The 25117-nt window shown below is 66.6% G+C and carries 23 protein-coding genes; 11 read left to right on the top strand and 12 right to left on the bottom strand.

The genetic code is table 11. From position 1 onward, the window contains the following. Positions 1–218 precede the first annotated feature (218 nt). Complete coding sequence (locus RE421_RS16830; protein WP_396134674.1) at positions 219–467, top strand: DUF4913 domain-containing protein; 249 nt, start codon at positions 219–221, stop codon at positions 465–467. Between the two features lie 29 nt (positions 468–496). On the opposite strand, the gene RE421_RS16055 is transcribed toward RE421_RS16830, so the two are convergent. The 9 genes from RE421_RS16055 to RE421_RS16015 form a co-directional block, all read right to left on the bottom strand. Continuing rightward, positions 497–1804: a hypothetical protein gene (locus RE421_RS16055; protein WP_309817769.1), complete on the bottom strand. Its 1308-nt coding sequence runs from the start codon at positions 1802–1804 to the stop codon at positions 497–499. Between the two features lie 48 nt (positions 1805–1852). Continuing rightward, positions 1853–3583, bottom strand: a complete 1731-nt coding sequence (locus RE421_RS16050; RefSeq protein ID WP_309817767.1) for a TraM recognition domain-containing protein — start codon at positions 3581–3583, stop codon at positions 1853–1855. After that, positions 3583–3846 carry a hypothetical protein gene (locus RE421_RS16045; protein ID WP_309817763.1) on the bottom strand — a complete coding sequence of 88 codons (264 nt, stop codon included), beginning with the start codon at positions 3844–3846 and terminating at the stop codon, positions 3583–3585. Before RE421_RS16045 ends, RE421_RS16050 begins: the two co-directional genes overlap by 1 nt. Before the next feature lie 35 nt (positions 3847–3881). Continuing rightward, the gene (locus RE421_RS16040; RefSeq protein WP_309817760.1) at positions 3882–5426 is read right to left on the bottom strand and encodes a hypothetical protein; all 1545 of its coding nucleotides are present in this window, start codon (positions 5424–5426) and stop codon (positions 3882–3884) included. A 59-nt stretch (positions 5427–5485) separates the two neighbouring features. Beyond that, entirely contained in the window at positions 5486–7003 is a 1518-nt protein-coding gene (locus RE421_RS16035; protein ID WP_309817758.1) for an SCO6880 family protein, read from the bottom strand. Beyond that, positions 7003–8448 (bottom strand): hypothetical protein, encoded by a 1446-nt coding sequence (locus tag RE421_RS16030; protein WP_309817755.1) that lies wholly within the window; start codon positions 8446–8448, stop codon positions 7003–7005. Before RE421_RS16030 ends, RE421_RS16035 begins: the two co-directional genes overlap by 1 nt. Before the next feature lie 78 nt (positions 8449–8526). Next, positions 8527–9234, bottom strand: coding sequence for a hypothetical protein (locus RE421_RS16025; protein WP_309817752.1), 708 nt, complete (start codon positions 9232–9234; stop codon positions 8527–8529). Positions 9235–9279: 45 nt separating this feature from the next. Further along, positions 9280–9561 (bottom strand): hypothetical protein, encoded by a 282-nt coding sequence (locus RE421_RS16020; protein WP_309817750.1) that lies wholly within the window; start codon positions 9559–9561, stop codon positions 9280–9282. A 12-nt stretch (positions 9562–9573) separates the two neighbouring features. After that, positions 9574–10014: a DUF6668 family protein gene (locus tag RE421_RS16015; RefSeq protein ID WP_309817745.1), complete on the bottom strand. Its 441-nt coding sequence runs from the start codon at positions 10012–10014 to the stop codon at positions 9574–9576. 313 nt (positions 10015–10327) lie between these two features. On the opposite strand from RE421_RS16015, the gene RE421_RS16010 reads away from it, so the two are divergent. The 10 genes from RE421_RS16010 to RE421_RS15965 all read left to right on the top strand — a co-directional run bounded on the left by RE421_RS16010 (position 10328) and on the right by RE421_RS15965 (position 21800). Beyond that, on the top strand, positions 10328–10558 hold the full coding sequence (locus RE421_RS16010) for a helix-turn-helix domain-containing protein (RefSeq protein WP_309817741.1): 231 nt from the start codon (positions 10328–10330) through the stop codon (positions 10556–10558). 20 nt (positions 10559–10578) lie between these two features. After that, entirely contained in the window at positions 10579–12108 is a 1530-nt protein-coding gene (locus RE421_RS16005) for a hypothetical protein (RefSeq protein WP_309817736.1), read from the top strand. Continuing rightward, a complete protein-coding gene (locus RE421_RS16000) occupies positions 12108–13562 on the top strand; it encodes a chromosome partitioning protein ParA (protein WP_309817735.1) in 1455 nt (484 codons plus the stop codon). Before RE421_RS16005 ends, RE421_RS16000 begins: the two co-directional genes overlap by 1 nt. A 12-nt stretch (positions 13563–13574) precedes the next feature. After that, positions 13575–14642, top strand: coding sequence for a transglycosylase SLT domain-containing protein (locus RE421_RS15995; protein WP_309817732.1), 1068 nt, complete (start codon positions 13575–13577; stop codon positions 14640–14642). Further along, on the top strand, positions 14639–15193 hold the full coding sequence (locus tag RE421_RS15990; protein ID WP_309817729.1) for a hypothetical protein: 555 nt from the start codon (positions 14639–14641) through the stop codon (positions 15191–15193). Before RE421_RS15995 ends, RE421_RS15990 begins: the two co-directional genes overlap by 4 nt. A 107-nt stretch (positions 15194–15300) precedes the next feature. Then, positions 15301–15519 (top strand): hypothetical protein, encoded by a 219-nt coding sequence (locus tag RE421_RS15985; RefSeq protein WP_309817726.1) that lies wholly within the window; start codon positions 15301–15303, stop codon positions 15517–15519. 3151 nt (positions 15520–18670) lie between these two features. Further along, positions 18671–19336, top strand: coding sequence for a ParA family protein (locus RE421_RS15980; RefSeq protein WP_309817721.1), 666 nt, complete (start codon positions 18671–18673; stop codon positions 19334–19336). Next, positions 19336–19869 carry a hypothetical protein gene (locus tag RE421_RS15975; RefSeq protein WP_309817718.1) on the top strand — a complete coding sequence of 178 codons (534 nt, stop codon included), beginning with the start codon at positions 19336–19338 and terminating at the stop codon, positions 19867–19869. The genes RE421_RS15980 and RE421_RS15975 overlap by 1 nt, the downstream gene beginning before the upstream one ends. Positions 19870–20690: 821 nt before the next feature. After that, complete coding sequence (locus tag RE421_RS15970; RefSeq protein WP_309817716.1) at positions 20691–21089, top strand: hypothetical protein; 399 nt, start codon at positions 20691–20693, stop codon at positions 21087–21089. 3 nt (positions 21090–21092) lie between these two features. Further along, positions 21093–21800 (top strand): RES family NAD+ phosphorylase, encoded by a 708-nt coding sequence (locus RE421_RS15965; RefSeq protein WP_309817714.1) that lies wholly within the window; start codon positions 21093–21095, stop codon positions 21798–21800. A gap of 233 nt (positions 21801–22033) precedes the next feature. Here the strand turns inward: RE421_RS15965 and RE421_RS15960 are convergent, their stop codons facing one another. The 3 genes from RE421_RS15960 to RE421_RS15950 form a co-directional block, all read right to left on the bottom strand. After that, positions 22034–23134: an ATP-binding protein gene (locus RE421_RS15960; protein ID WP_309817712.1), complete on the bottom strand. Its 1101-nt coding sequence runs from the start codon at positions 23132–23134 to the stop codon at positions 22034–22036. Positions 23135–24079: 945 nt separating this feature from the next. Then, complete coding sequence (locus RE421_RS15955; protein ID WP_309817709.1) at positions 24080–24406, bottom strand: hypothetical protein; 327 nt, start codon at positions 24404–24406, stop codon at positions 24080–24082. A gap of 76 nt (positions 24407–24482) precedes the next feature. Further along, positions 24483–24833 carry a DUF6504 family protein gene (locus tag RE421_RS15950; RefSeq protein ID WP_396134671.1) on the bottom strand — a complete coding sequence of 117 codons (351 nt, stop codon included), beginning with the start codon at positions 24831–24833 and terminating at the stop codon, positions 24483–24485. Between the last annotated feature and the right edge of the window lie 284 nt (positions 24834–25117).

Genomic DNA, 25117 nt, shown 5'->3' with positions numbered 1-25117 from the left:
GACGTCACATAGGCTCACGTGGACTGTGAAATCACACGGCCCGGATAAATCGTCATCCAGGCCGCGTGATCTTCTGCATCGCTGTCGTCCCGCGACACGAACGCCCGGAGCCCTCCGGGCAGGAACACACACTCCGGCCTCCAGCGACCGCTCTGGCGGCGGCCGAAGAAAAGCGTCGCCTGTTCTTCCCGAACGTCCAGGAATGGTTGGCGGAATAGCTGCCGCCCCTCTGCCGGCGCAATCCGGCCGACCGCCGCTGGGACCCGCAGTGGCGACGGCACGAGGAAGCCGGGTCCGTCCTGGAGGCCCTGTGGGAGTCCTGGGAACAGAGGCGCTGGGCCGACGCCAAGTCGGCAGTGGCCCGGCACCGCGATTGCTTCTGGCCGGTCATGGAGCAGGTCACCTCGTGGGACGCCCCGTTCTGGGACTACGACCCACCCCGGTCCTCCGACGTTCCGGCACGATAGAAGGCCTCACCCGCCACCGGCGGGTGGTTCTAGCGGGCCGGCGCTGGCGTAGAGTCCCGCAATGGATTCGCGTCGGTTGCCCACAGGCGCGCTAGGTCTCCTACGAACTTATTCTTGTCGTCGAGTTCAATAACCGCACTGGAACCGTAAGAATCACCTGCAAAGAAGGGCCGAGATTCAAAGGTGCAGCCCTCGAAGCTAAACCTGTAGTTCGAGCCCTCCTGAGGGATCCGGATTCGACTTCCCTGGAATGCGCAACCGTCAAACACAAAGTGGCGGGAAAGTCCGGGAGTGTTCGGCTCGTCGAAGCAGATAGTGGAGTCCTGGAATGAAGAGTTTCTGAACACTACCTTCGAGGGCCGGGTCTCTGGTGGTGAAAATGGGAACTCGACCAGCAAGTGGGCATTAATCAGGTCGAGCATTTCGAAGCGTAGGTCGACAAGGGGGTCGAAGTTCCGGTCGAAGTCCTCCGCGGCTCCGTCGAATCTGTCCACTGCGACCTCGAGGACTCCTGATGCAACGCGTGTTGACTGAATCACGGACGACTCGCTTCCAAGGGCCAGCTGCTTCGAGCCGATCTTCGTTGTCCCCAGAATGTTCCAGCCGACAATCTTCCCAAAGGTTGCTGGACTAGTGCCGAAATCCAAGCGGGCGTCGGACCAGTTCGCGCGCTCTGCGGTGGACCCGGACATTCGTTCCTGGAAAATTGCCTGGATCGTTGTCCGCTTGAGCTGGACATCCTTGTCCGCCCAGCTTCCTTCAGGAAGGGCCGCGATGAGCATTCGTATGCAGTCATTCCGATCTGCGGGACGTTCTAGTCGATGCCATTCGTCTGCGACGGTTGCCATCGAGATGCATCCGGCGATGACCAAGCTGGTGTTGTCCTCACCAATTTGCTGTGCAGCCGTGGAATACCGGTTTCTCAATTGGTTCTGGTACTCGGCCGCGTGTTGTTTTTGCGTCAGGTCGTAGGTCTTGGCCGACAGGTTCAACGTATCCGCTGCTTGCCGTTGGGCTTGAGCAGACAGCTGGAGTGTCCTCTCGGCCACGTGTTGGCGGCGATATGACAGAAAGAGAGTGACACCCACTCCAAGTGCGGCTACGGCAGTAACGGCGTTGCGGATTACCGCGAACATCTCGTCTTGCGACAGCGCCGGGAACCACCACCATTCGGGTGCCTTGCCAAGAGTCGCCTGGTAGGCGAAGTACCAAATGGCCAAACCCAATGCGAGGCAAGAGGCCAGAAACCCGAACGCGACCACTACCCACAGTGGCCATTGGCGCTCACTCGGCTGCTGCTCTGACGATGATGAAGACGAAGGTGGTTCAGCGGGCATGCTTTGATCGTATGTTCGGGTGCGGTAGTGGGCTGTCTAGACGTAGCTCTACACCTTGGTGTCGTCCTGAGCGGCCAGTTGTTCGTAGTAGTCCTTGGAGGCGGTGACGTCGGGCCCGTAGGGCTGGGTGGTGTAGTGCTGGAGCTTGATCAGGGCCGGGGGCAGCCCGGAGGTGGAGAGCACGGCGCGGCCGCGGGGCAGGGCGGCCAGGTCGTTGACGTCCAGGAGGCGTTCGCGCTGGACCGAGGTGGAGACGGACCGGCCGCCCTTCTGGGTGGACGAAGTACGCCGGGTGACGTCGTGGTCCCCGATGAGCTGGGACAAAAACGGCAGGAACGCCGAGTCCGATAAGCCACTGCCGGCGACGCGGATGTTGGCGGCGGACCAGAGTTTCTTCATGCCCTTCTCGCCGAAGGCTTCCAGGCCCTGGTCCCAGCCCTGGAAGAAGGAGGACAGCACGATCCCGCGGGAGCCGTAGTGGGAGTACACGTCGGGCAGCTGGCGCCAGCGCACGACGTTGGCGACCTCGTCCAGGACCCCGGTCATGGGTGGGGAGAGCCGGCCGCCGGGCTGGCGGGCGGCGATTTCCTCGGCCTCGGTCAGCACGGCGACGGCCAGGGCACCGGCGATGGCTCGGGTGGAGCCGGCCCCTTCCTTGGAGATCAGGTACAGGGTGTCGGTGGAGGTGGCGAAGCGCTTGGGGTCGAACTCGGCCCGGCCGAGCACCCCGGTGTCCCGCACCCAGGGCACGACCCGGTCATAGGAGAGCACGTTGACCCAGGGGCGCATGGTCCCGTACACGCCGTCGCGCTGTTTCGGGGTTAGCTGCTGGATCTTGGCCAGCGAGGCGGCCACCGCCGTCTGGCCGCGCTCGAGCAGCAGGTCCCGGGGGGTCTTGTCCTCCGGGGACTGGGCCCAGGTGAACACGTCCGTGATGGGCCGGGACCCGACCGAGGCGGCGTAGAACATCATCGACAGCAGCCGGCGGCCGTCGGACTCGAAGTAGGCGTCCTGGGTGGCTCCGGCGCTGGTGGCCGAGGACACGAAGATATCCGCCAGCATCTCGGCGCGCTCCATCGAGGTGACGAAGGACAGCGGGTTCCACCACCAGGTCGGTTCCTCCCCGATGATGCCCTGCACGTCGTGGACCCAGACCACCCCGGCCCTCGCCCGGGGCCCGCGGGTCATATCCACCAGGTCGCGTTTGTTCGAGGTCGCCACCACGGGGCCCTTGGTTTCCAGGATCTGCGGGACGCACACGGACGTGGTCTTGCCGGCCCGGGGTCCCATGAGCCAGATCTGTACCCATTCCCAGGAGGCGAACAGCCGTTTGCCGTTGTTGACTAGCTTGGCCAGCGGCACCCCCGGACCGGCTGCGGTGGCCCGGAGCCGTTCGGCATCGTGGGCCATCGCGGGCTCGGTGAGGGCGTCGAACTCGCAGGCCTTGGCCATCTTGCCGGCCAGGTGGTCCACACGGCTGCGCCGCTTCGAGGTGCGCAGGGCGACCACCACGAACGCGGCCCCCAGCCCGAGCAACAGCAACAGGCCGAGGCCGAACACGGCCAGCTGCACACCACCCATGGGAACCTCGCCGGTGGCCTGTCCGGCGAGCAGGTCCACCGGCCCAGTGTCGGTGTCGGTGGTGGGGTCCAGCCAGGCCCCGAGCACCCAGAGCACGACGGCACCGATCAGGGCGGTCAGGGCACCGGCGGCCAACACCCAGCCGGTCTCGGCGGAGGCCGGCTGAGTGCGCCGTCCGGGGCGGGGATCGGAGAGCATCAGGCCACCTGCTCCTCATCGCCGCGGGCGAGTCCGTGACGGTCGGCGGCGACCGGTTTCGGGGCACGGTCGATCAGGTCCCAGACCGTCCACCCGAACACATACGCGATCATCAGGGCCACGTGGGTCAGGACGATCGCCACGCACCCCCAGAGGACAACCCACAGCACCAGTGAGTCCTCGACGCCGAAGACGAATGTGGCGATCAGGAGTGCGATGGTTGCGAGAAAGACCCACGGCATCAGCCAGTTGGTCGGCACCACGCCGACGCCTCGTGGATGGTTACAGCGGGAGGCCATCACTGCACCATGTCCCATTCGCGGTTGGTGTTGGTGTTGTCGATCTCCAGGTCGGTCAGCTGCACATGCAGCGGGACCCCGGCATCCTTGCCGGTCTTGAGCAGGAAGTTCCCGGCCCCCGGGCGCCGCCCGGCCTTGCCGGTCCAGGCATCGACCGGGGCTTCGGCGATCCAGTCCGAGAGTTGGGCGACCTCGGCGCGGGAGAGGTTGAAGACCTCCCGCAGGTTGCCCATCTCGCCCTGGGCCAGTCCGCCGAGGAAGACCATCGCGGAGCGCTCCACGAATCCCCAGGCGGTGGCGGTCAGGTGGGGTTCGGCGAGTTTGAGGTCGTTCATGGTGTGGGTGACCATCACCTGGGCCATCATCCGGCCCCGGTTCAGCCGGGTGATCGCGTCGATGAAGTGCACCATGTCGGCCGAGGCCCGCAGGATCCGCCACAGCTCGTCCATGACCAGCAGGTAGGTCTTGCGCTTCCGGCCCTCGTCGGCAGCGAGGTAGGCCTCCGCGGAGACGGTGGCGGAGCCGAGGTTCCAGCACAGGGACTGCACGGCGGCCATGAGGACGTGGTCGTTCTCGTTGACCCCGGAGATGTCGAACACGGCCGGACGGCCGACCTCGATGTGCTCCGAGGTGGGTTCGGAGAACATCGTCCCGTACATCCCCGACGGGCCCAGCGAGATCAATGCGTCGAGGACTTCCCGGACGCGGGTGTCGTACTCGGCGTCGTTGTCATAGGTCAGGGTGACCGCGCGCAGGGTCTGCGGGCGGGCACTGATGTGCGCGATGACGTCTCCCAGTAGCGGTGGGGAGTTCAGCTCGGGGTCCAGGTCGGACAAGCTGGTGGCGATCAGGGAGCGTTCGTGTGGGGCCAGCTCGCGGCCGAGCATCATGCCCACGACGCCGGCGATCAGGGACCGGCGGCGGGAGGCCATCTCCTCCAGGGCCTTGGCCCGCTCCTTGACCTCCCGGATGCCGGCCAACCGGGCCACGATCGGGCCTAAGTCCATGGGGTTGATGTGCCCCTGGCCGGGGGAGAACTTGATGACCTGGCCGCCGAGGTCGGCGATGGTGTGCACGTAGTCCGGTCGAGTGTCGGCCAGCACCAGTGGGATGACGCCCCAGTCGGCCAGCACGGTGATCATCCGGTGCACCAGGGAGGTCTTGCCCAGTCCGGGCTGGCCGAGGATGAACGCCGAGGGGTTGGAGATGATCCCGGCCCGGAACCACGAGACAGGGTCGGCGCAGACCAGGGAGCGGCGGCGCAGGTGGTAGCCCAGCGGGGTGCCGATCACCGGCAGCCCGGCCCCGGCGGAGAACGGGTAGAACCCGCAGACCTGCACCGTGGTGCCTTGGAGCTCGAACGGGGCCTCGACGACATCCACCGGGCCGCCGGCGGCCCGGTTCCAACCACGCGGGCCGGGCCGGTGCCGGGAAGCCTCCCGGGCCTCGCGCCAGCGCTGACTGGCCTTGGGGCGGGACTGACGTCCGGCACGCTGGCGCTTGGCGTCCTCGCGCTTGAGCCGGACCAGGTCCTTCTTCGACAAGGTGAGAGACTGCCCTGAGACGGTGCCAGTGGCGGTGGGTGGCGTGAAGAGGTCGGTCATCAGAAGAACTCCCTCAGCGTGTCGGGGATGAGCATGTGATCGGGCAGCACCAGCCCCAGGGGCAGGCCGGCCTGGAAGGTCACGGCCTGGTTGGCCAGGGCGGGACGGACCCGCAACCGGGCCGGGCCGAGCAGACCGGGGATGCGCTTGTCCCAGACCTTGAGGTCCTCCTCCGAGGTGCCGGTGATGGTGATGACCAGGCCGAACCGGGTCAGCCCGGCGCCCTGGGCCTCCTCGGCGGCGGCCTTGGCCGCGGCGGCCTGCCGCAGCGAGGCCCTGGCGTTGCGCCGGGTCTGGGACCCGGCGAAGGCGGCGTCGTTCTGTTCCTGCTGGACCAGGGCGGTGGTCCGCTCGGCTGGGATCGGCCGGTAGAGCAGGGTGACGCGCTTGCGCAGCAGTCCCGGGGAGGGCTCCAGCACCCGCTTGAGGGAGGACGAGGTGAAGTGTCCTTCCGGGCCCTGGTACATCGTCCAGGACTTCGACACCGCCCGGTCGTGGCGGTAGTGCTCGAACCCGTCCTGGGCGAACGACGGTCCGGCGTCCTCCCAGCCCAGCCCGGTGCCGGTCTCGGCCTGCATCTGCTCCACGATGGAGGCGACGGTCGGGTCGTAGGCCACGCGGGTGAAGTCGGTGATCTGGGCGGAGGTGCAGGCACGGACCGCCCCGGCCCCGGTGCCCTGCAAGCCCCCGACCAGTCCGGGCAGGCGGGTGCCGATATCCTCGGCCATCTCCTCCCAGCCCCGGTCCCCGGTCTTGCCATCGTGGCGGCGTCCGTCGAACGTGACCGTCACGCGGGCCACCAGCTGCGGGGCCCCGCCGTGGAAGGTCTCCCCGATCCGGTCGGTGACCGCCCTCGCGTAGTCCGGGGACGACTCGGTGCGGTTGGCATGAAGCAGGTTGGTCAACCGCAGCCCGGAGTCCGGGGAGGACTCGATGGTCACCGACGCCCCACGGATCCCCTCATCCAGGCCTCGCTGGGTCAGCCAGGACCCCCACACCGCGACCCGGTGGTCGACCTGTTCCTGGTCCACCAGCGAGTCTCCGTCGGGGTGGGCCTCGATGACCACGGAGTAGTTGTACACCCCGGCCCCGGCCACCCGGATCAGCCCGAAGGCGTTGCCGTAGGAGTCGGTGAACTCGGCCAGCTCGGAGCGGGCCATCAGGCCGGGCAGGCGGGTGGCCCCGTCCGGGGTGCCCTTGCCGGTCGGGCCGGCCAGGTACACGTCCCGGCCGGACTTCTCTTTCACACGTTGAGCCAGTCGCAAGGCGATCCTTCCGTAGATACTGCGTCCATCGCGTTTGGTGACCTTCAGCAGCAGCACCGCCACCGCGGCGGCCACCACGAGCCCGAAGGCGATGTACCACCGGCCCGTTGCCATGAACAGGATGCCCAGCAGCACCACCGGGACCAGGGACAGGCTCACCCCCATGGACAACCCGCCCAGTCCGGAGCGGCGGGGTACCGTGAGGTTGCCGAACACCTGCGGCTCGATCCGGACGGACTCGGTCGTGCTCATCAGCGGTCTCCTTCATCGTCCAGGGCCCGGTCCACCCGGGCACCCTCGGCGGCCTGCGACCCGGCCTGACTGGCCTGGCTGTACCGGTTGATGGCTTCTGCCCACTTACCCCGGTTGGAGGCACCGCCCGTTGCCGTTCCCGCCGAGCCACCGGAAGCCTGATCCCCGGTGGTCGCTGGGGCCCCGGAAGTGGCGCCCGACGCCGGAGGAGCACCGGCCCCCGAGGCCGAGGGCGACCCGGAGCGTGACGCACCCGCATCGGATCCGCCGGCAGCGGACCCGCTCGGGGACGCCCCGTCGACGCTGGCTCCGGACGGTGCGCTGCTGGAGCTGTCGGTCGAGGCGCCCCTCTCGGTGGCCCCGGACTCGGAGGAAGAACCGCTGCCCGCTCCTCCGGCCGTCGGGCCCGTGCCTGCGGCGGACTCTCCCGTGGAGGACGCGCCCCCGGCCGGCCCGGCCCCCATGGACGAGGGACCACCCGAGCCGCCTGCCCCCAGAGAAGACCCTGAGCTGCCAGCGGCACCGGTACTGGTTCCAGCGCCTGCACCTCCGGCGGTCAGCGCACCGGCCCCGCCCCGGGCAGCCATCGCCCCGGCCCCGACCCCGCTGGCCAGCACCGCAGCACCGGCGGCGACCCCGGCAGCCCCGGACAATGCCGCACCCCCGGAGAATCCGCCGGAGCCCACGGCGGCGGCCGGGACGATGAACTTGATCAACCCCGGCAGGGCGAAGGCCGCCAGCACCAGGATCAACAACCCGGTCAGGGCCGAGACCAGTCCGGCCCCGAGGTCCGAGGTCTGGGACAGGTCGGTGTCGTTGACCATCATCCGGAAGCCCAGGGCGTAGATGCCGGCCGCGACCGGTTTGAACAGCAGCAGGGCGATCAGCCACCCGTTGGCCTTGCGCCAGGCCTGGTTGCCGGACTCGGTCCCAGAGGCGGCGGCCACCACGGCGATGAACGCCATCAGGATCACCAACATCAGGTTTCGGAAGATCATGAACATGAAGTTCACGCCCGCACCCAGCAGCATCAGAAGGTAGACCACGAACGCCACCCCGTAATTGCTGGCCATGGCCCCGGTCGCGGGGACGAGCATTTCCATCGAGGAGTTGCCCGCGGTGGATCGGTCCAGCAACCACCGGGCCGTCTCGTCCCCGGCCGTGAGCAGGATCGGCACCGCAGCCATGTAGACCCCCGTTGCCAACACCAGATTGATGATCGGCTTGGCCAGGTTGACCGCACCGGAGCGGACGTCCTCGGTCATCACCAACCGGATCAGACCGATGAAGAAACCGATCACGGCGAAGACCCATACGAACCAGCTCAGGTCCTGCTGGAGCAGATTCAATCCCGGCGAGTCCAGGTTGGGCGCTGGGACCTCCATCCACCACGTGCCGATGATCTTGGCCAGCTCCACGGCCCCGTCGTAAAGGCCCTCGACCATGCTCGCGAAGGCGTCATTTGCAAACTCACCTGCAACGCAGCCAAGGTCCCCGAAAGTGCAACCCGCCATGATGCCCTCCTACCGCCAGCGAACGTATCCGCTGGTGTCCTCGAGTACGGACACGCGGGGCTGATTGCCAGGTCCCTCGAGGTTGAGGCGCCAATCCCCGGCCTCCTCATCCCAGACCATCTCCATGACAACGGAAGTGTTGGTCCCCGCTGCCGAGGTCCAGTAGTCAACGGTTGCTGTGTTCTTGTCTGCAGCCAAGACACGGAAGCCCTCGAAAATGGCCCGTTCATAGTCAGGCGAACCCTCTGAAACGCTAGCTATTGCGGCATCCCGACCCGGTCCGGGGACCGCGCCGTCTTCGTCCCCTGCGCTGACAGCAGCGAAGACGTTGGGGCCAGCGAACACAGCTCCTACGGGAGAGCGCTCGAAGCAACTCCACATGCTTCCTTCGCGTTCGGAAGGTCCATACCGCTCGGAGGTAGGAACTAACCATCCATCTGGGTGGGTCTTCCAGACGGTTTCCGGGGCTTCGGTGGGAACTTCTTGGTTCGCGTTGCTGGCGGTGCAGGCTGTACCGGCCTGGGTGGGCGCCGAGGTGGGTGCCTGCTCTGTGGTGGTTGGCGTGGTGGTGGTCTGTGGTGCGGTGGTGGTGTCGCGGGGCCAGATGACCACGCCGACGATGATGCCGACGAGCAGGACCACTAGGAGCCCGCCAGCAACCCACCATCCCAGACTGAATCCGGTCTGGGGTGCGTCGGTGTTCGTGTTCCTGGCCATGGTGGCCTCCTTCGCTGGGTGTCGTTGCTGGAGGTGGCGGGTGCGCTAGACGAAGACGCGCATGATGGCCCCGGCGCCGGTGGCTAGTCCGCAGACGATGATCGCGATGGCCAGCCCCTTCAGGCCTTGGATCTCGCGGCCGGTGAAGGCGGCGAAGACCAGGGAGCCGGCTGAGGCGAGGAATCCGGCCACGCCGATGATGATGACGATCCAGCTGATCCAGTTCAGCAGGGTCGTGATGCCCTCGGTGCCCGGGGGCTGTTCCGGGGTGGGGTTGGGGATGACGCTGGCAAAGGTCGAGGCGTGGGCCATGAGGTCCATCAGCATGGTGGGTGCTCCTTATCTCGGGGTGTGGAAGGCGTGGATGATCTTGGTGAGTCTGCGCGGCAGGCGTTCGGGGTCCGGGGGTAGGTGCCGCCATGCCTCGATCCACGGCAGGTGAGCGCCGCGGGGAACCTTGCGCGCCAGTCTCTTGACGGTCTTCTTCTGGCCGTCGGTCAGGGTGGGCCCGTCATCGACCAACACCAGCCCTAACAGGGTCGAGGCGGGCAGTTGGCCGGCGGCCCACTGGTGGGTGAAGGCCTCGGCGGCGGCTAGGCCGGAGTAGTGGGTCCGGGCCACCGCCAGCACGTGCAGGGTCGGCAGGGGCCGGGTCCACCCGCCGGCGACCGGCCACCCGGTGCCGGCATCCAGGGCGTCCTCGCCGAACAGGGAGGCGACCGTGGTGGTACCCGCTCCCCCGTGCAGTCCGAAGACGGTCACGGCCCGGAAGTCCGTCACGGTGGTCTGTGGCCAAGGGGCCGAGTGTGTCTGCGGTTCTACCGCGACTTCATCAGGTGATTGAGGGCCGCGGTACACGATGTCCTCCCCCAGGAGGTCATCGAAAGTCTCCGGACCGCTCTGACGAGGCGATTCGGGCGCGACGATAAAAGGGTTCCCCCGTTGGGCCACCGTTGCTCATCCCCTTAGCATGTGACTGGCCAATACAGCCAACATAAGCACTCACAGCTGCCTGCGTCAATATGGGTAATAAATCTTATTGTGGTTATTTCGCTTGACGAAGCTAACTGGTGAGTGAAGACTATGGAGTGTGATGATGAACGACCCCAAGGCCGTCGACTCACTGTTGGAAGGACAGCCTGAACTGCTGACCACCGACGAGATCGCGGAGCTGATGCGTGTCTCCCAGGGCACCGTCCTGCGATGGATGAAGGAGCAAGGCCTGCCGGCGATCACCGTGGGGCCACGACTGCGCCGAGTGCAGCGCGATCACTTCCGTGACTGGCTGCTGAATGCCGACGAGATCGACGACCACAGAGACTGACGTTTCACCTCGGGGGGGCAGTGGACGACAACGCAGAGACAGACTTCGATGTTGAGGCGGTACCGGCGTTCCCGGTGCTGACCCTGTCGTGGGACGAGGACACCGAACGGACCGAGCTGAACGGGGTCCCGGTCGAGGCCACCCCCGGGGAGGACTATCGGCAGGCCGCCATCGGTGCCGTGGTCCGCGAGATCCGGCGCCTGGACCTGCAGGCGGTGCGGGTGCGGGTGCTCTCCCCCACTGACGAGGCCTGGGACATGGTCGTCACCGCCACTGGGGACGTGCACGACACCACCGTCCCTGAACCGACCGCCGAGAAGCCTCAGCGTGGGCCGCGCCGGCGCTGGCTGCTCATCGGGGCCAGCACCCTGGGCGTGCTCGCCCTCGGCGGTCTGGGCGCCGCCGTGGCCGTGTCGGTGGCAGGGGCAGGTGAGAGCGTCCAGGAATGGACCGTCCCGGGGGTGGACCAGCAGATCCCGGTGGCCCTGCCTGAACGGTTCAGCCCGCGCTCGGCGTGGTCGGTGCCGGTGGCCGAGGACTCCGATGTGGCGGTGCTGGACACCGGGCACATCCTCTCCGCCGACCCCGACGGCACCCTGACCGCCCGCGTCCCGGAGACCGGCAAGCCGGTCTGGCGCGGCACGAACGCCCCGGCCGACCTCACCGGGGCCGTACACACCGACTGGGCCGGCACCCCCTCCCTGGTGGCCAAGGCCGGCAACGAACTGCGTCTGTGGGACCTGCTCACCGCCGAGGACGGGTCCACCGTCCCGGCCAAGACCATCCCGGTGGAGCAGGCCTGGCGGGTCGAAACCCGCGGCGCCCGGCCCCTGGTGGCCAAGCAGCACTGGATCGTAGGCATCCCGGCAGCCGGGAACGACCTCACCGACGTCGTCATCCCCGCCGGAACGCGGGCCCTGACCGTCACCGGCGACAACCAGATCATCACCGCCTCCGAATCCAGCCTCTACACGGTCAACGCCGACGGCACCGTGGCCGGCCAGAAGCCCTACGCGCCCCCGCCCGGCGCCACCGGCTCCCCGGATACGTCGTGGATGCTCGACGCCGAGCATGCCCTGCTGGGCTGGAACACCGAGAGCTCCTCCACCGCCATGGCCATCATCCAGGTTCAAGAAGGTTCCACGCTGGCCACCGCCGAGGTACCGCACGCCCCCGACCAGCGCCAGCAACCCCTCGTGGACCCCGAGGGGCGCACCGCGGCCTTCGGCACCCTCGCCCTCACCTGGGGCGAGCAGCCCCTGCTGCGCCCGCTGCACCGTTTCAAGACCTCCACCGTTGATGGCACCACCGCCTACGGTCTGGCCGGCCGCACCAACCCCGCCAGTCTCGACCTGCGCTCGATGGACACCTCCCCGGTGCCGTGGGAGGCCTACACCGACGAGGACCCCGCCCCCGACCTGGTGGACGCCGACGCGGCCTACGTCGTCGCCGACACGCTCGAGGACACCGTGCTCTACCGCTCCGAACCCGCCACCGACCCGACCGGCGACCCAGCCGATGACTCGGCTGATGATTCCCAGGAGAAGTGATGATCCGCATCCAGATGACCTCCCCCACCCACGCGATACTGACCACCGACACCGAACAGACCGAGGTCACCTGCACAGCCGGTGAGCAGCTCATCGACCAGGTGATCGAGCACCTGGTCCGACGCGCCCGCCGCGACGGCACCCGACTCATCGCCCAGACCGACGACGCACCCCCGACGTGGCTGGCCGTGGACCCCACCGGCACCGTCACCCCGCTGGACCACCAGCCCGATCCGATCCCGGCAGACCCAAAAGCCCCAAATACCCCCCAAACGGGACTAAAGGCTCCTAGCGCGGACACCGGCACCGCCGTGCCCGCGCTGGAAGCCGCGCTGGCTTCGACGGCCGCCCGGCCCGAATCCGCCGCGCGACCGACCGCCCACCGGCCCAACCCCTTCACCACCCCCGCACCCACCTCGACGCCCACGTTGGGGTCCTCGGCTCCGGCAGCGGTCGCACCTCAGCAGGCGGCCGCCCCGGTGGCCCCGGCGGCTCCGACTCGGCGCAGCCTGCGGGAGACGACCTTCCTGGTCCCGGACACCACCACCGAACCGGCCACCCAGGGTTGGCGGGCCGCGCTGAACAGCCTGGGTCTGCGGATCCCGCCCTCGATGGCCGAACTGGCCGAACGGGCGGACGTGCGGATGGTCTCTCAGCATTGGCCCGGCCCGCGCACCGTGGCTGTGGTCAACCGCAAGGGCGGGGCGAACAAGACCCCCACCGTTGCCCTGCTCTCCGCCGTGCTGGCCCGACACGGGGGCGGACCGGTGCTGGCCTGGGACAACAACGAGTCCCAGGGCACCCTGGGCTGGCGCACCGAACAAGGCCCGCATACCGCCTCCGTGCTGGACCTGGTGGACTCCTCCACCCGGCTGCTCTCCCCGGAAACGAACACCGCAGACCTGGCGCACTTCGTCCACCACCAGCCCGCAGATAAGTACGACGTGCTCCGCTCAGACGGCAACGACGAGGGCGACCATGAGGTCACCGCCGAGGAAGTCGATATCGCCCACCAGGTCGCCTCCCGGTTCTACCGGATGATCATCATGGACTCCGGCAACACCGCCCGCTCGGCCAACTGGCGACGGATGATTGACCACACCGACCAGCTCGTCGTCCCGGTCACCGCTATGGAAGACCGCGCCGAAGCCGCCCTACTGACCCTGCAGACCCTAGAATCCCGCGGCGGCCACGACGCCGAGCTGGCCCGCAATGCCGTGGTCATCGTCTCCGAGTCCACCGACGCCGGACGCGGGCTCGGCGGCGACGCGCTGAAGAAGGCCCGCGCTGAGGCCCAGCGAATCGCCGAGGGCTTCACCCCGCTGGTCCGCGCCGTGGTCAGGGTGCCCTACGACCCGGCCCTGGTGCGTGGGCTGATCCGCTACGACGGGCTGCGGCCGGGCACCCGGCGGGCCTGGCTGGCCGCCGCCGCGGCCGTCGCCCAGGGCTTCTGAGGACCGCCCGCCGTGGACACCTCCCGCAGCCTGCTGCCCGTCGGCGCCGCGGCCGCCGTCGTGGGGCTGCTGATCCTGATCCCGGTGATGCTGATGATGCTGGACGACCAGCCCACCCCCGCTGCTAACACCGGGTGCATCCCGGCCGGTGGCAGCGCCACGGGCATCCCCGAGCAGTACCGCCAGGACGTCACCGCCGCGGCCACCGAGGCCGGAGTCCCGGCCGCACTGGTCGCCGCCCAGATCCAGACCGAATCCGGCTGGGACCCCCACGCCCGCTCCCCCGTCGGGGCCCGAGGCATCGCTCAATTCATGCCCGACACCTGGGACGAATACGGCCAAGGGGCCGACCCCCTCGACCCGCAGGCCGGGATCGCCGCCCTGGGCCGGTACCTCAAAGCGATCCGGACTCAGGTCCAGCACCTGGGCGCCACCGAGGCCGAGCGGATCGACCTCACCCTGGCCGCCTACAACGCCGGCCCCGGATCCGTCCAGGAGCACAACGGCATCCCCCCGTTCCCGGAAACCCAGGACTACGTACGCAAGATCAACGACCTGGCCCAGCTGAACTACTCCGCCGACTGCGCCCCCTTGGGAGGCTCCGTCATCGGCGAGCTGGGCACCGGGGAATGGACCCACCCGCTGCCCGGCGGCATCCTGACCAGCCGCTTCGGCTACCGCGGCTGCGTCGCCGGGGTGGTGTGCAACGAGTACGTCTCCACCCACCGCGGCCTGGACCTCTCCACCGGAGGCGGAGCCACAGTCGTGGCCCCCACCGACCTGCGTGTCACCGCGGCCGGGGTAAACCAGTACCAGGGCCACTACATCGTCGGACGGATGACCGAGGACCCCGGGCTGGTCTTCCAGTTCCACCACTGCGCCCCCGGCACCCTCCAGGTCGGTCAGGGCGACACCGTCGCTGCCGGCACCCCGCTATGCGTGGAGGGCAGCACCGGGAACTCAGCCCGGGCACACCTGCACTTCCAGATCAACGCCCCTGAGGCAGACGACACGCGCCCCACCTACACCCATGCCCTCGACCCCTATCCGATTCTGATCCAGAAGGGCATCGCCCTATGAGACGTACTCGAATCCTGCCGCTGCTCGCCCTTGCGGCCCTGATGGTGATCGGTGCCGGTGTGGCCCTGGCCTTCGCCCAACCCTGGAACCGTGACGAGCCGGCGCCCAGCACCACGCCGACCACTCCCCCCGCTGCCACGGCTACCTCGGACGATCCGGGCGCCAAATCCATCAGTGACCGTGAACAGATCGCCCTGGACGCCGCCCGCATCATGACCACCTGGACTCCGGCCAATGACCTCAATCGCACCGCCGCCGAACTCCGGGCCCGGCCCTTGATGACCGCAGAGCGCGCCCAGGCCGTCACCGCCCCGGAGCGGCCCGCCACCGGCACCGAATGGCTGGAAGCCGCTGAACGCGGCGCCACCTCCGAGCCCAGCGTCGAGCTCAACCACGCCACCGAGCTCACCGACACCGGCGTTTCTGTCACCGCCACCTGGACCTGGGACTCCCCCGACGGCAGCGAGATCGCCGAAGAACCCAGAACTCAGCCGCGGATCTACTACTTTGAATTCACCCAGGAGAACAAGATCCATGACTACAGCTACTGAGTCTGCACTTCAGCACGCTACGGCGTGTCTGCCGACACCATTAACAGTTATCCGGTTTGCTGGGGTGGTCAGCTCGAAAGGCTTGCAAAGGAGAAAGGTGAAGAGTCATGGGAAGGCTTAAGCACCCCAGTGGTGATCGCGCCCTCATCGCAGGACGTATCCCCGTCGACTACGACCGAAAACTCAAAATGTATACGAAACAGACGGGCCACACCCGGTCTGACCTCGTCGCCGAACTCGTCATCGCTTTCCTCGACCAGAACGACCCCGAACATGCTTCCGGCCAGACCATGGCCGAGTTCTCAGAACTCCAGAAGGCGAGCTGATGAAGATCTAAGCGCTTAAACGCCGAAGGACCCGCGCCAACGGGTCCTTCCAGCGAATATGAACTTTCCATTGCCCTGATCCGAACCGTTGCCACGCTCCCGGGTCAGGGGCTTTACCTTCCGCGTCCGCCAAGACGCTTCTGGAGGTCTGTTGCCCACTATAGCCATACCCTCAAGCCGTGGAGAAGTCGCCACGGCGTGTCACGCAGCCTGGTCGCTCACCCGCGCGATCAGCCCGCGCTCCACCGTGCGTGTGGCCGTCGCCGACGCCGGCGGTACGGTCCTGAACCACTACGGGGCCCACCAGCGCACCAGCTCGGGCCCCCCTTCCCTGCCTTGGGCCGTCTATCTGGCCCGCGTTGACCGCCGGTACCGCCTGTTGGCCTTCGACCTTGACGCCAAGACGCCCGGGGCCGCCGATGCCGCCGCCCGTGAAGCCGAGATCATCGCCGGACTGCTCCGCGATGCCGGCCTGTCCCCCATCATCTGTGCTTCCGGCCCCTCAGGTGGCCGCCACGTCTGGACAGCCCTGGCCGATTCCATCGACGCCGACACTGTCGCCACCCTGGCCCGACTGGCCCGACACCTGTGTCCCACTCTCGATCTGGCCCCGTTGACCAACCCCGCCACCGGTTGTGTTCGTCCGCCCGGGACACCGCACCGCGCCGGCGGGGCTTCAACGGTCCTGTCCGGAGACCTGGACGCACTGATCACCCCCACCGGTACAGCGGACCAGGTCCGAGGCTTGGTGGAGCACCTCTCCACCCTCGTCGGCGCTATGGAACCAACAGGGAGCCTCCACTTAGACCGGCCCTTGCCCCTGGACGACCACGGACACCCCTACCTGCCCGGGCCCCGACGCGAGCTGCCCCCCGCCAGCAAGACTGCCCTGTCCGAGGATGGTGCGGCCGGAGATGCCTCCGCCGTGCTCTGGCGCGTGTTGATTGGCGCTGCCTCGGCCCGCTGGAAACACTCTGACATCGCCGCACTCGTGGCGGCCAGCCCCGGACTGGAACACCTGCGCACCTACCGACTCTCCACCGGAACGGCAATGCTGCGCGTGCGTCGCGACCCCCGAGACATCGCTGCCACCCTGGCCCGGCAGTGGGCCAAGGCCGTCACCCACGTCGCCACTAGCCCCCGCCAAATCGGTGACGACCCCACCTTCGACGCCCGCGCCGACACCATCGCCTCACACATTCGCGCCCTGCAAGAACGCGCCGATGCTACCGCCGGACGCTGGACCCACGGCCGCGGGCCAGCCGACCGCCGCATCCTCGATGTCCTCAGCGTCCTTGCCCTACAAGCTATGAAGACCGATTTGGAGGCCGACACCCGCCGCCTGGGACTACTCGCCGGCATCGGCCGCGAAACAGCCCGCGTGGCCCTGCTGCGCCTGTCCGCCGACGGCTGGATCTCCAAGGCACAAGACGCCGAGGGACCCCATGCAGCGCATTGGCGAGTAGGCCCCCACCTAGATATCCACAGGAACCCTAGCGCGGGTCGGTCACAAGCGGACCCGCGCCCCGTAGGGGCCGGGGCCGCAGAAAGACTTACCCTGCTCCGCACGCTCACCACCCGTACCCACGCCTGCGCCCACGACGCCTTCACACTGGGACCGGGGCTTGGACTCCTTGCTGGGAACCTCTACGCCAGGACTAACACCACACCCCAATCCCTCACCGACTTGGCCGCTGAGATCGGTACCCCCTTATCCCAGGCCGCTAGGCTTCTGGACGGGCTCACTGTGGCCGGACTGCTCATCCACTCCCCCACCGGCTGGCGCCGTCACACAACTGACCACCGCCGGGCTGCCGCTAAACGCTTAGAGACCGACGGACGACTCGCCGAACGGACCAGCCGCTACCAACTTGAACGAGAACTTTGGGCCTGGTGGCGGGCCGAACAAGCATGGATGCAGGCTTCCCGCAGAGCCGCCCGATCTCGACGTGCGGGCCCCGGTCAACTTGCCCTCACCCCCGAACTGGGCACTAACGCCTACGGCGCCCACCCCCGCCGTGCCGATGGGAAAGCTGACTACCGACGGGCCCGTTGGCTACTGGCGACCGGTCAAGCTCCCACCGGACGAACGCGGAACCACCAGAGCCCCTCGAGAATGCAGGCTGCCTGACCTTCCCATGGCACCGGCATCTCGAGATATACAGTCCCACTCCCCCACCACACGACGGCGCGCTCTTCACAGAGAATCAAACGGACCGCTCCGTTTCCGTCGACCCCAGGGCTGACACGAGAAAGACTCATGTTCAGGCACCGAGCGGCGCGAGTCCAGTACCCTCACGCGGAGCAAATCGCAGCGCCTCAATACTCGGCTTCGCTAAGCTGCCATGCTCTGTTACTCCGGAAGTAACAGAGGCCGGTAGTACCGAACTCTGTATCTCCGTGAGTTTGTATGCCTGTATATCTGTATATCTGTATATCTGTATATCTGTATATCTGTATATCTGTATATCTGTATATCTGTATGTCTGTCGGTCTCTAGGCGGCGAGATGATTCAAAACCTCGTCGGCCGCCCCTGATTGAAGGGCAGGGCTGTCGTTCCTTCGCAGGCTTGCAGGGCGCCGATGACGAAGTAGGGAGGCACCTAGGTTAGCCTCGCCCCTCGGGCCTTTCTCCGTCGTAGCTGTGTCAGTGTCTCGCTATGGGAATCACTGAGTCTGTGAGTATCTGAGTTCAGGAGTCTGTCAGTGCGGTACTCTGTCAGCAGTAGATTACCTGCTGATGAGAGCCGTCCACTGAAGACAGTTCCGACGTCTGGCGTGGATGCAGCAAGACGTCAGTGGGGAGGCCGTGTTGCCGGCCTCCTCTGCTGCTCGAAGATGGAGTCGTAAGAGCCGCCGCGCGAGCCAAGGGAGTCGACCCGGGTTTGCGCAGTCACTGACTCTGTCAGTGTGCGACTCCGCAAGTCTGTGACTCTGTACTCTGTAAGTTTCTCATCGGCTGCCGCTTAGGTACGCGGGACTCCGGCAGTCACACAGCCCCCAGAGTTCAGGGGTATCGGCGTGGCGTAGGGCCGTGCCTTTATCAACAACTAGAGTCTCAATGACAGAGTTCCAGATTAACGGACTCCAGGACTAACAGAGTCTGTGGCCGATTCGGTGCCGTTGTGCGCCGATCCGAAGAGGAGAGTGCATGAGGATCGTCTCTGTGATTAACGAGAAGGGTGGAGTCGGTAAGACCACCAGCGTCATGGCTCTGGCGGCGCTAGCCGCCGAAACGGAGCGCGTCCTCGTGGTGGATTTAGACCCACAGGGATCGGCCATGGACTGGGGGAGTGCGGCCGAGAACGCGGGCAAAGAACTCGACTTCCAAATCGTCACGGCGAAAAACCCGGCCGATCTGAAGGAGATGCGGGGGCTGGACTTTGACCTCATTGTCGTAGACACTCCGGGCAACCTGCAGAACGCCGACCTGCTGCGAGAGATCGCCGAGTACTGCGACCACGTCATCCTGCCCACTGAGCCCACTGCGATGGCGGTGCGCCCGTTGGTGCGCACCTGGCAGGACGTCGTCGAGCCCACCGGAACGGCCTACTCGGTGCTGTTGACCCGCACCGACCCCCGCGTGCCTCGAGACGTCGAAGACACACGGGAACTCCTCACCGGCCTTGAGTTGATCGTGCTCGAGCCGCACGTGCGCTCCTACAAGGTGCACGAACGCGCCTCCATTGACGGCACGGTCGTCACCGGGTACGAGAAGAGTCGAATGAGCGAGAAGGCCGCCGGGGACTACCGCTCCGTGCTTAAGGCGCTGCGTAAACAGTGGAAGAACGAAAACACCGAAGGAGAAGCAGCCTGATGGCCAAGGTGCGCATGACCGACCTCAGTGACCTGCTCGGGGCAAAGAAGGCCGCAGGAGCCGGGGCTGCTCCCGGACCGGAGGCGGCATCGGAGACGAAGGTGCCCGCGGCGGAGAGACTCTCCCCGGCGGCATCTGAAAAGGCCATCTCGGCCGCCAAGAGCTCAACTGCGTCCAACGCATCGACCCCCAAGACGACCACGACTGAGGCATTGACTAGTACGTCCCCGCGTACCGCAGACCAGGGGAGTAGTGCGTCGAAGTCCCAAGCCTCGGCACCAGCGTCGGATCCTGGAATGCCGCGGTATCTGACCCTGATGCGCAAAGAAGCCCGCATTACGCCAACGCAGGCCGATGAACTCAGCCGCCTCGTCCGGAAGTTGAACCGAACCCGGCATGGACAGGGGGAGCGAATCACGGACAACACGCTGATCCGCGTGGCTATCGGCCTGCTCATGGAACGGGTAGGCGACCTTCGAGGCACCACCGAGGCCGAACTGTTTCAGTCGTTGGGTCTCGAGCCCGCAGAGTAACGGCTTTCCATGATCACAGAGCAAGGGAGTGCGGAAGTACGTAACTGCCGAACTGCCACACTCTGTTACTCTGTTTCTTCCGACAGATTCTGAGGCGGGCATTTCTGGCGGGACTCATGGTTGTCTGCACGGCAGTCGGCTGAACTCCCGGACCCGTCATGCAGTGGGGGAGTGGGGGAGGGGCGTCTGAGTAGTTTGAGGGACGTGAAGCGGCTTTGAAATGGTGCACTGAGGCGAGTAACGAGCCGAGATTCTCGGATGCAGGGCGCAGTTCTCGGGCCGGATGGAAACTCGAGCCCAAGTCTAGGTTCGTAGCAGGCACGCGACGACAATGGTGCGGGCAGCGCGCTGGTGGCCGGTCCCAAGGACAGTTCCGGTCGCCATTTCCCCCGTGGAATCCTGCATTAGATGCACGAAGGCTACGGTCACCAGCACCTAAAGATCAGAGCTCACTGCGGACCAATTCTCGGGACGTCTGCTGAGTCTGCGGCCGACCTGCATCGACGTTTGAATGTCTGCGGACAGCAGTCCATGCACCTACTGCAACTCCCGTGAGTTGAACGCCGATAAGCTATCTTATGTCAAGTAGACCATGACATGTTTGCATTTCTCGCACATCGTGCGGAAGCGGATAACGTTTTTACGTTCCCCCAATCCCTACCTGACGTGGGGATCACATGATGTGTCGCCGCTACTCATGGTGCGGCGTGCTGTGATGGGAATGCCGTCGGATCCATCGGCAACCCATGCATGTGATATGGATCACGTGATTTGAGTGGGATTCACATAGCTATTTGCCCTGGATCGGGAGACAATGGGGCATGACTACAGCACCCATGGCACCCCGCGTGGGACTCGAGGCCCATATGAATGCCCATAAGTGGGCACTGCCCAAGGTCATCGAAGAGCTCCGCGGAATCCTCGGCGCCCGCTTGGTTGCCTATCTGGGCGGGGTCAAAGAAACCCGGGCCGTGACTGACTGGATCAATGGCAAGCGCGAGCCGGGTTCAGAAGCTGTCAAGCAGCGCCTTCGAGATGCTTACCAGATTGCTGCTCTTCTGGCTGAAGTCGAAGCAAACGGCGTGGTGCAGACGTGGTTTATGGGCATGAACCCCCAACTCGACGACAGGGCTCCTGCCCGCTTGCTTCGCGATGGCGGACCTAATGCAGCGACCGAAGTCTTGGGCGCAGCGCGGGCCTATATCGCCATGGCGAGCTAGGGCATGCCACTGCAGATCCACAACGCACCGAGCCACACTGTCTGGCGCGTCGGTTACGAACCGAACCCACTGGGCTGGAGCGGATGGGAGCACGCCCACGACGGCCGCTTTCCAGGCAGGTGGGACGACCCGGACGGCCGGTTCAGAACGCTCTACGTCGGGGCAACCCTCAAGGGCTGCCTCCTAGAGGTCCTCGCTCACGCTCGCAAAGACATGTACATGGCTAAGGAACTCGGAGAGATCAAAGAGGAGCCCGAGGACGCCCAGAACCACCCCACCGTGAACCCGGGAGAGGTGGACCGAGACTGGCTGAAGACCCGGTGCGCGGCAGAGGCCACCTTGTCCGGGACCTACTGCGCCGTCACGACTGTCGAAACGGTTGCAGCACTGTACAAAGACTTCATTGGCCTGGCCTTGGAGTCCGGCCATGAAGACTTCGATGTGGCTCTGCTAAAGAACGCCGGTCCAGAGGGCCGGAAAATCACCCGGGCCGTCTCGGCATATCTGTACCTTCAGGATGGAGTGGACGGGGTCGAGTTCACGTCCCGGCACGGTGATGAGGAGCGCATGTGGTGCATCTATGAGCAACCGCAGGAGCAGACGCGCGTGAGCCAGCACCTGATGGATCTGGGGCCGCGACACCTCGCTGAGGACACCCCGGAGCTCGTTGAGGTCTTCGAACTTTTAGGCCTGCGGTGGGCGGATCTCTAGAACCGACCATCACGCGGCGCGCGGCATCTGCAACGACACGGAGAACCAGGCCCGCTTCAAGCTCGAATCTGTCCGGCGACAACCTTGTCGTCCTTGCCTCACCCCAGGAGCCCGGGCGATGCTGCGCCCACGCCAGCACTGACCATCCCAGGTGTCTACCCCTGACTCGTGGACCCCGGAGCCAGAATCGCCATGACATCAGTTGACTGGATTTGGTCTGCGGCCGCCCTGCATCAACTGCCCCGGGTGCGGAAGTGCTCCCTGAGGCCCGGGATGGCGAAGTCCAACAGCCCGTGTCCGACGGACTCAATCAGCCCGGCGTCGATGAGGCGGGCCCGGTAGTTGCCGACCGTGTTGCGGGCGTCGCCGAGCCGGTGGCTGATGTTGGATGTCCTTGAGGGCCCGTCGTCTTCGGCCATGGCCTGCAGGAACTCCAGGTCCTTGGGCGAAGCCGAGGCCAGCGCGGCCCCGATGACCATGCGGGTATTGCGTCGACGCGCAGCCGCGATGGCCGTTCCGACATCTTCTGCCGTCAGTGGTCGATCGGTGGACTCCGCCACCTGCCACAGGTGGTATCCGACCAGCTGGATCAAAAACGGGTACCCACCCGTGGCCTCGGCTGCAGTGCGCAGAAGGATCGGGTCGACCTGATGTGGCACCGCGGCGAAGGCCGCGCGGTAGGAGGCCTCGACGTCGTCGATCGCCGCGGCATGCAGGTCGATCCTGTCAGCCCGGCGCAAGAACGTGGCCACGCCCTCGTCCAGCAGGTCCGACACGGCGGCCGGCAATCCGGCGAACACCAGCGCCACTGGCAGGCCGGCACGGATGAAATGCTGCACGGAGGCCGCCAGCTGGGCCAGCTCGTCCCGGTCGGCCCCGTGGATCTCGTCGACGGTGATCGCCAACCCGGTCCCCCGGTCATCCAGCAACCGGAGCAACCTCTCCCCCAGCTGGCGCCACCCGCTCTGCTGCTCGGGGGGAAGCTCGGTGTGCACCGAAAAGCCTGCGACGCCCACCCCGGTGATCCGCCTGCCGGACGGACCCGAGCCCAGCTCCTCGGCCACGGGGCGCATCGCCTCCCCGATCCGGCCCAGGAACCCGCGGGTTGCCGTCTCGGAGACCACCACCCATCCGGCCCGCCGGGCGGCGTCCTCAGCCTCTCCCAACATCACGGTCTTACCGACACCGCGAGCCCCTGTGAAGATCGTCAACAGGCCCGGTGCCCCAGAGCGGATCCGCAACCCGTACTCGAACTCGTCCAACAATCCTGCCCGACCGACCAGCTGCGGCGGTTCCGCCCCTGCTGTGGGGCGAAACGGATTCAATTGCGCCACGACCACTCCCGGTGTACTTGTGTGTACCTTGTGAACATCAGTGTACGGGGTGAACGAGAGTGTTCTTTCGCCTTGCGTGGATGCCTGCTGGTGAACGGTCAAAGACTCTGTGAGTCACGGACTCTGTATGTCCGCAACTCTGTCATGAGTATGTCCCGGCCGCGCTCGGCGTCCTCAGGGAGGGTTATGGAGTGGAGTTTGAGGACCCCTGCCTCTCTTCCTGTTCGCGTACCGGACGCCACCGTGGGACCTGGCGGTCCAGCCACTGCAGCCGCCCTGGCTCCAGGGTTCCGGCGCGGTAGGCGCTCTGCTGGGCATAGGCCCACACCGCCAGACTGTTCTCCAGGTCGCCGGGCCTCTTAGTGTGCTGGGGCAGCCGGCCCTGGTCGTGGAGGAAGCGCAGTAGCTCGACCAGGCGTAGTCGCCAATGGGATTCGTTCTCGATCGACCGGTCATCCAACCGCCACGACGGCAACACCCGATCTAATCCACGCTCTCGGTGCAAGGGCAACCGTTCTGCGCGATGGTGGGATCGCTGCGTGATCAGCCAATGGGCCAGGGACCACTCGGAACCAGTCTGCCGGGAGTCATCCGACCGGCGGGCGTGCGGGCGGCGCTGGTGATCCCGGAGGAACTGATCCAGTTCCTTGAGGCGGGCCCGCCAGCGCCGGTCCGGATCCGGCCAGTTCGAGGGCCTGGGACGCGGCCGGTCATGGAGGGCCAGGCGCACCGGGGCGGGACCTCCCCGTAGCGCTTCACCGCGCCGGCGCACGTACTCCCGCACATAGTCCGGGCTCACGTCATTCAAGCGGGCAATGACCGCGGCCGGGACACCCTGATCGGACATCATCACCCATTCAGGATGTGCCCGCCCCTTCCGCTCCACACGCTGAGCCTAACCGGACTTGAGTTCTCACGTATCGGTCTTGTGGATAACCCTGAGAGCTACCAGTCGTGTCGGTCGTAGGGGTCCGTCCAGGAGGACTGTTCCCGGGGGATGCGTTGGACCCAGGAGGCCGGCACCCATGCCTGCACCGGATGATGGGCGTCATCTGGCCACTGGACCAGGACGTGGGTCCGGGTCCAGCGCACCGCCTTGGCATCTTGGACCGGGAAGCTCACCCGCACATAGGGCTCCAGACCTGATGGTGGCCCGGAGGTGTCCTCGGCCCGCCAGGCCTTCGGTCCGCCGAAGACCGTCGGATCCGAGGTCCTGAACAATTCCGCGTTCGCACGGTACGCGCCACCGCCGGAGCGCTTCACCCACGACATGCACACCGCCTTGCCTCGGGCTCGGGGCGCCGCGCAGGCCAGGGGCCACCGCCGTGTTCAGTGCTTGCCGAACACATCAGGCGCTGGCCCGTGGGCGGCTGCCGGCCATGGATTGTTCCAGACCCTGGTCGTCGTGGACGCGGATTAATCGCCAGCGGCCCGAATCGACGTGGTGGCTGATGTCCAGGGTGAGCAGGGGTGCGTTGGGGGCTCGTTCCAGGCGCACTTGGAGCCGCCAGACCTCGTGGTCCACCAGGCCGGGGCCGCGGCCGCGCTCGGCCCGGTACTCCTCGGTCCACCACCGGCGGCGTTCGTACCAGCGGGACGGTTCAGTGGCGACGATATAGCGGCGATGCTCCCAGTCCAGGCGCAGCGGCGGCCCGGCCGTCGTACACGTCACGCCCACCGATTGAGTCAAGGTCCCCACCCTGCATTCCCCTTCCTCGAGGCAATATGCCGACCCCGTTCTGGGGTGAGCGATGACCGGCCCCTGGGGAGGGGCCAGCCTGCGAGGGGAAGACAGGAAGCAACGAGCAAGACCAGCCACCGGGGCGGCCGGTTTGCTCGGCTCCGAGGCTAGGGGAAGCGCCGGACGAGCTAAGAGACGAGCCAAAAAATCGCCGCAGTTGACGGTGGCCTCGAAGCCCTGAGCCCGGTGGTGTTCCTCGCTCGCTCGGAACCCCACCCGAGGGCGGCCGCTGGCGCGGCCGG

It is taken from the genome of Citricoccus sp. I39-566 (assembly GCF_031432995.1).
GTDB classification, from domain to species: domain Bacteria; phylum Actinomycetota; class Actinomycetes; order Actinomycetales; family Micrococcaceae; genus Citricoccus; species Citricoccus nitrophenolicus_A.
This window is presented reverse-complemented; position numbering and strand designations above follow the sequence as displayed.

Bases quoted from the DNA above. Each gene is read 5' to 3' on its own strand.
- RE421_RS15980 (WP_309817721.1), top strand. From the start codon at position 18,671: ATGAGGATCGTCTCTGTGATTAACGAGAAGGGTGGAGTCGGTAAGACC.
- RE421_RS16030 (WP_309817755.1), bottom strand. From the start codon at position 8,448: ATGGTCGAGGGCCTTTACGACGGGGCCGTGGAGCTGGCCAAGATCATC.
- RE421_RS16025 (WP_309817752.1), bottom strand. From the start codon at position 9,234: ATGGCCAGGAACACGAACACCGACGCACCCCAGACCGGATTCAGTCTG.
- RE421_RS15970 (WP_309817716.1), top strand. From the start codon at position 20,691: ATGACTACAGCACCCATGGCACCCCGCGTGGGACTCGAGGCCCATATG.
- RE421_RS16050 (WP_309817767.1), bottom strand. From the start codon at position 3,583: ATGCTCTCCGATCCCCGCCCCGGACGGCGCACTCAGCCGGCCTCCGCC.
- RE421_RS15985 (WP_309817726.1), top strand. From the start codon at position 15,301: ATGGGAAGGCTTAAGCACCCCAGTGGTGATCGCGCCCTCATCGCAGGA.
- RE421_RS16000 (WP_309817735.1), top strand. From the start codon at position 12,108: ATGATCCGCATCCAGATGACCTCCCCCACCCACGCGATACTGACCACC.
- RE421_RS15965 (WP_309817714.1), top strand. From the start codon at position 21,093: ATGCCACTGCAGATCCACAACGCACCGAGCCACACTGTCTGGCGCGTC.
- RE421_RS15990 (WP_309817729.1), top strand. From the start codon at position 14,639: ATGAGACGTACTCGAATCCTGCCGCTGCTCGCCCTTGCGGCCCTGATG.
- RE421_RS15975 (WP_309817718.1), top strand. From the start codon at position 19,336: ATGGCCAAGGTGCGCATGACCGACCTCAGTGACCTGCTCGGGGCAAAG.
- RE421_RS16035 (WP_309817758.1), bottom strand. From the start codon at position 7,003: ATGAGCACGACCGAGTCCGTCCGGATCGAGCCGCAGGTGTTCGGCAAC.
- RE421_RS16055 (WP_309817769.1), bottom strand. From the start codon at position 1,804: ATGCCCGCTGAACCACCTTCGTCTTCATCATCGTCAGAGCAGCAGCCG.
- RE421_RS16010 (WP_309817741.1), top strand. From the start codon at position 10,328: ATGATGAACGACCCCAAGGCCGTCGACTCACTGTTGGAAGGACAGCCT.
- RE421_RS16020 (WP_309817750.1), bottom strand. From the start codon at position 9,561: ATGCTGATGGACCTCATGGCCCACGCCTCGACCTTTGCCAGCGTCATC.
- RE421_RS15955 (WP_309817709.1), bottom strand. From the start codon at position 24,406: ATGTCGTGGGTGAAGCGCTCCGGCGGTGGCGCGTACCGTGCGAACGCG.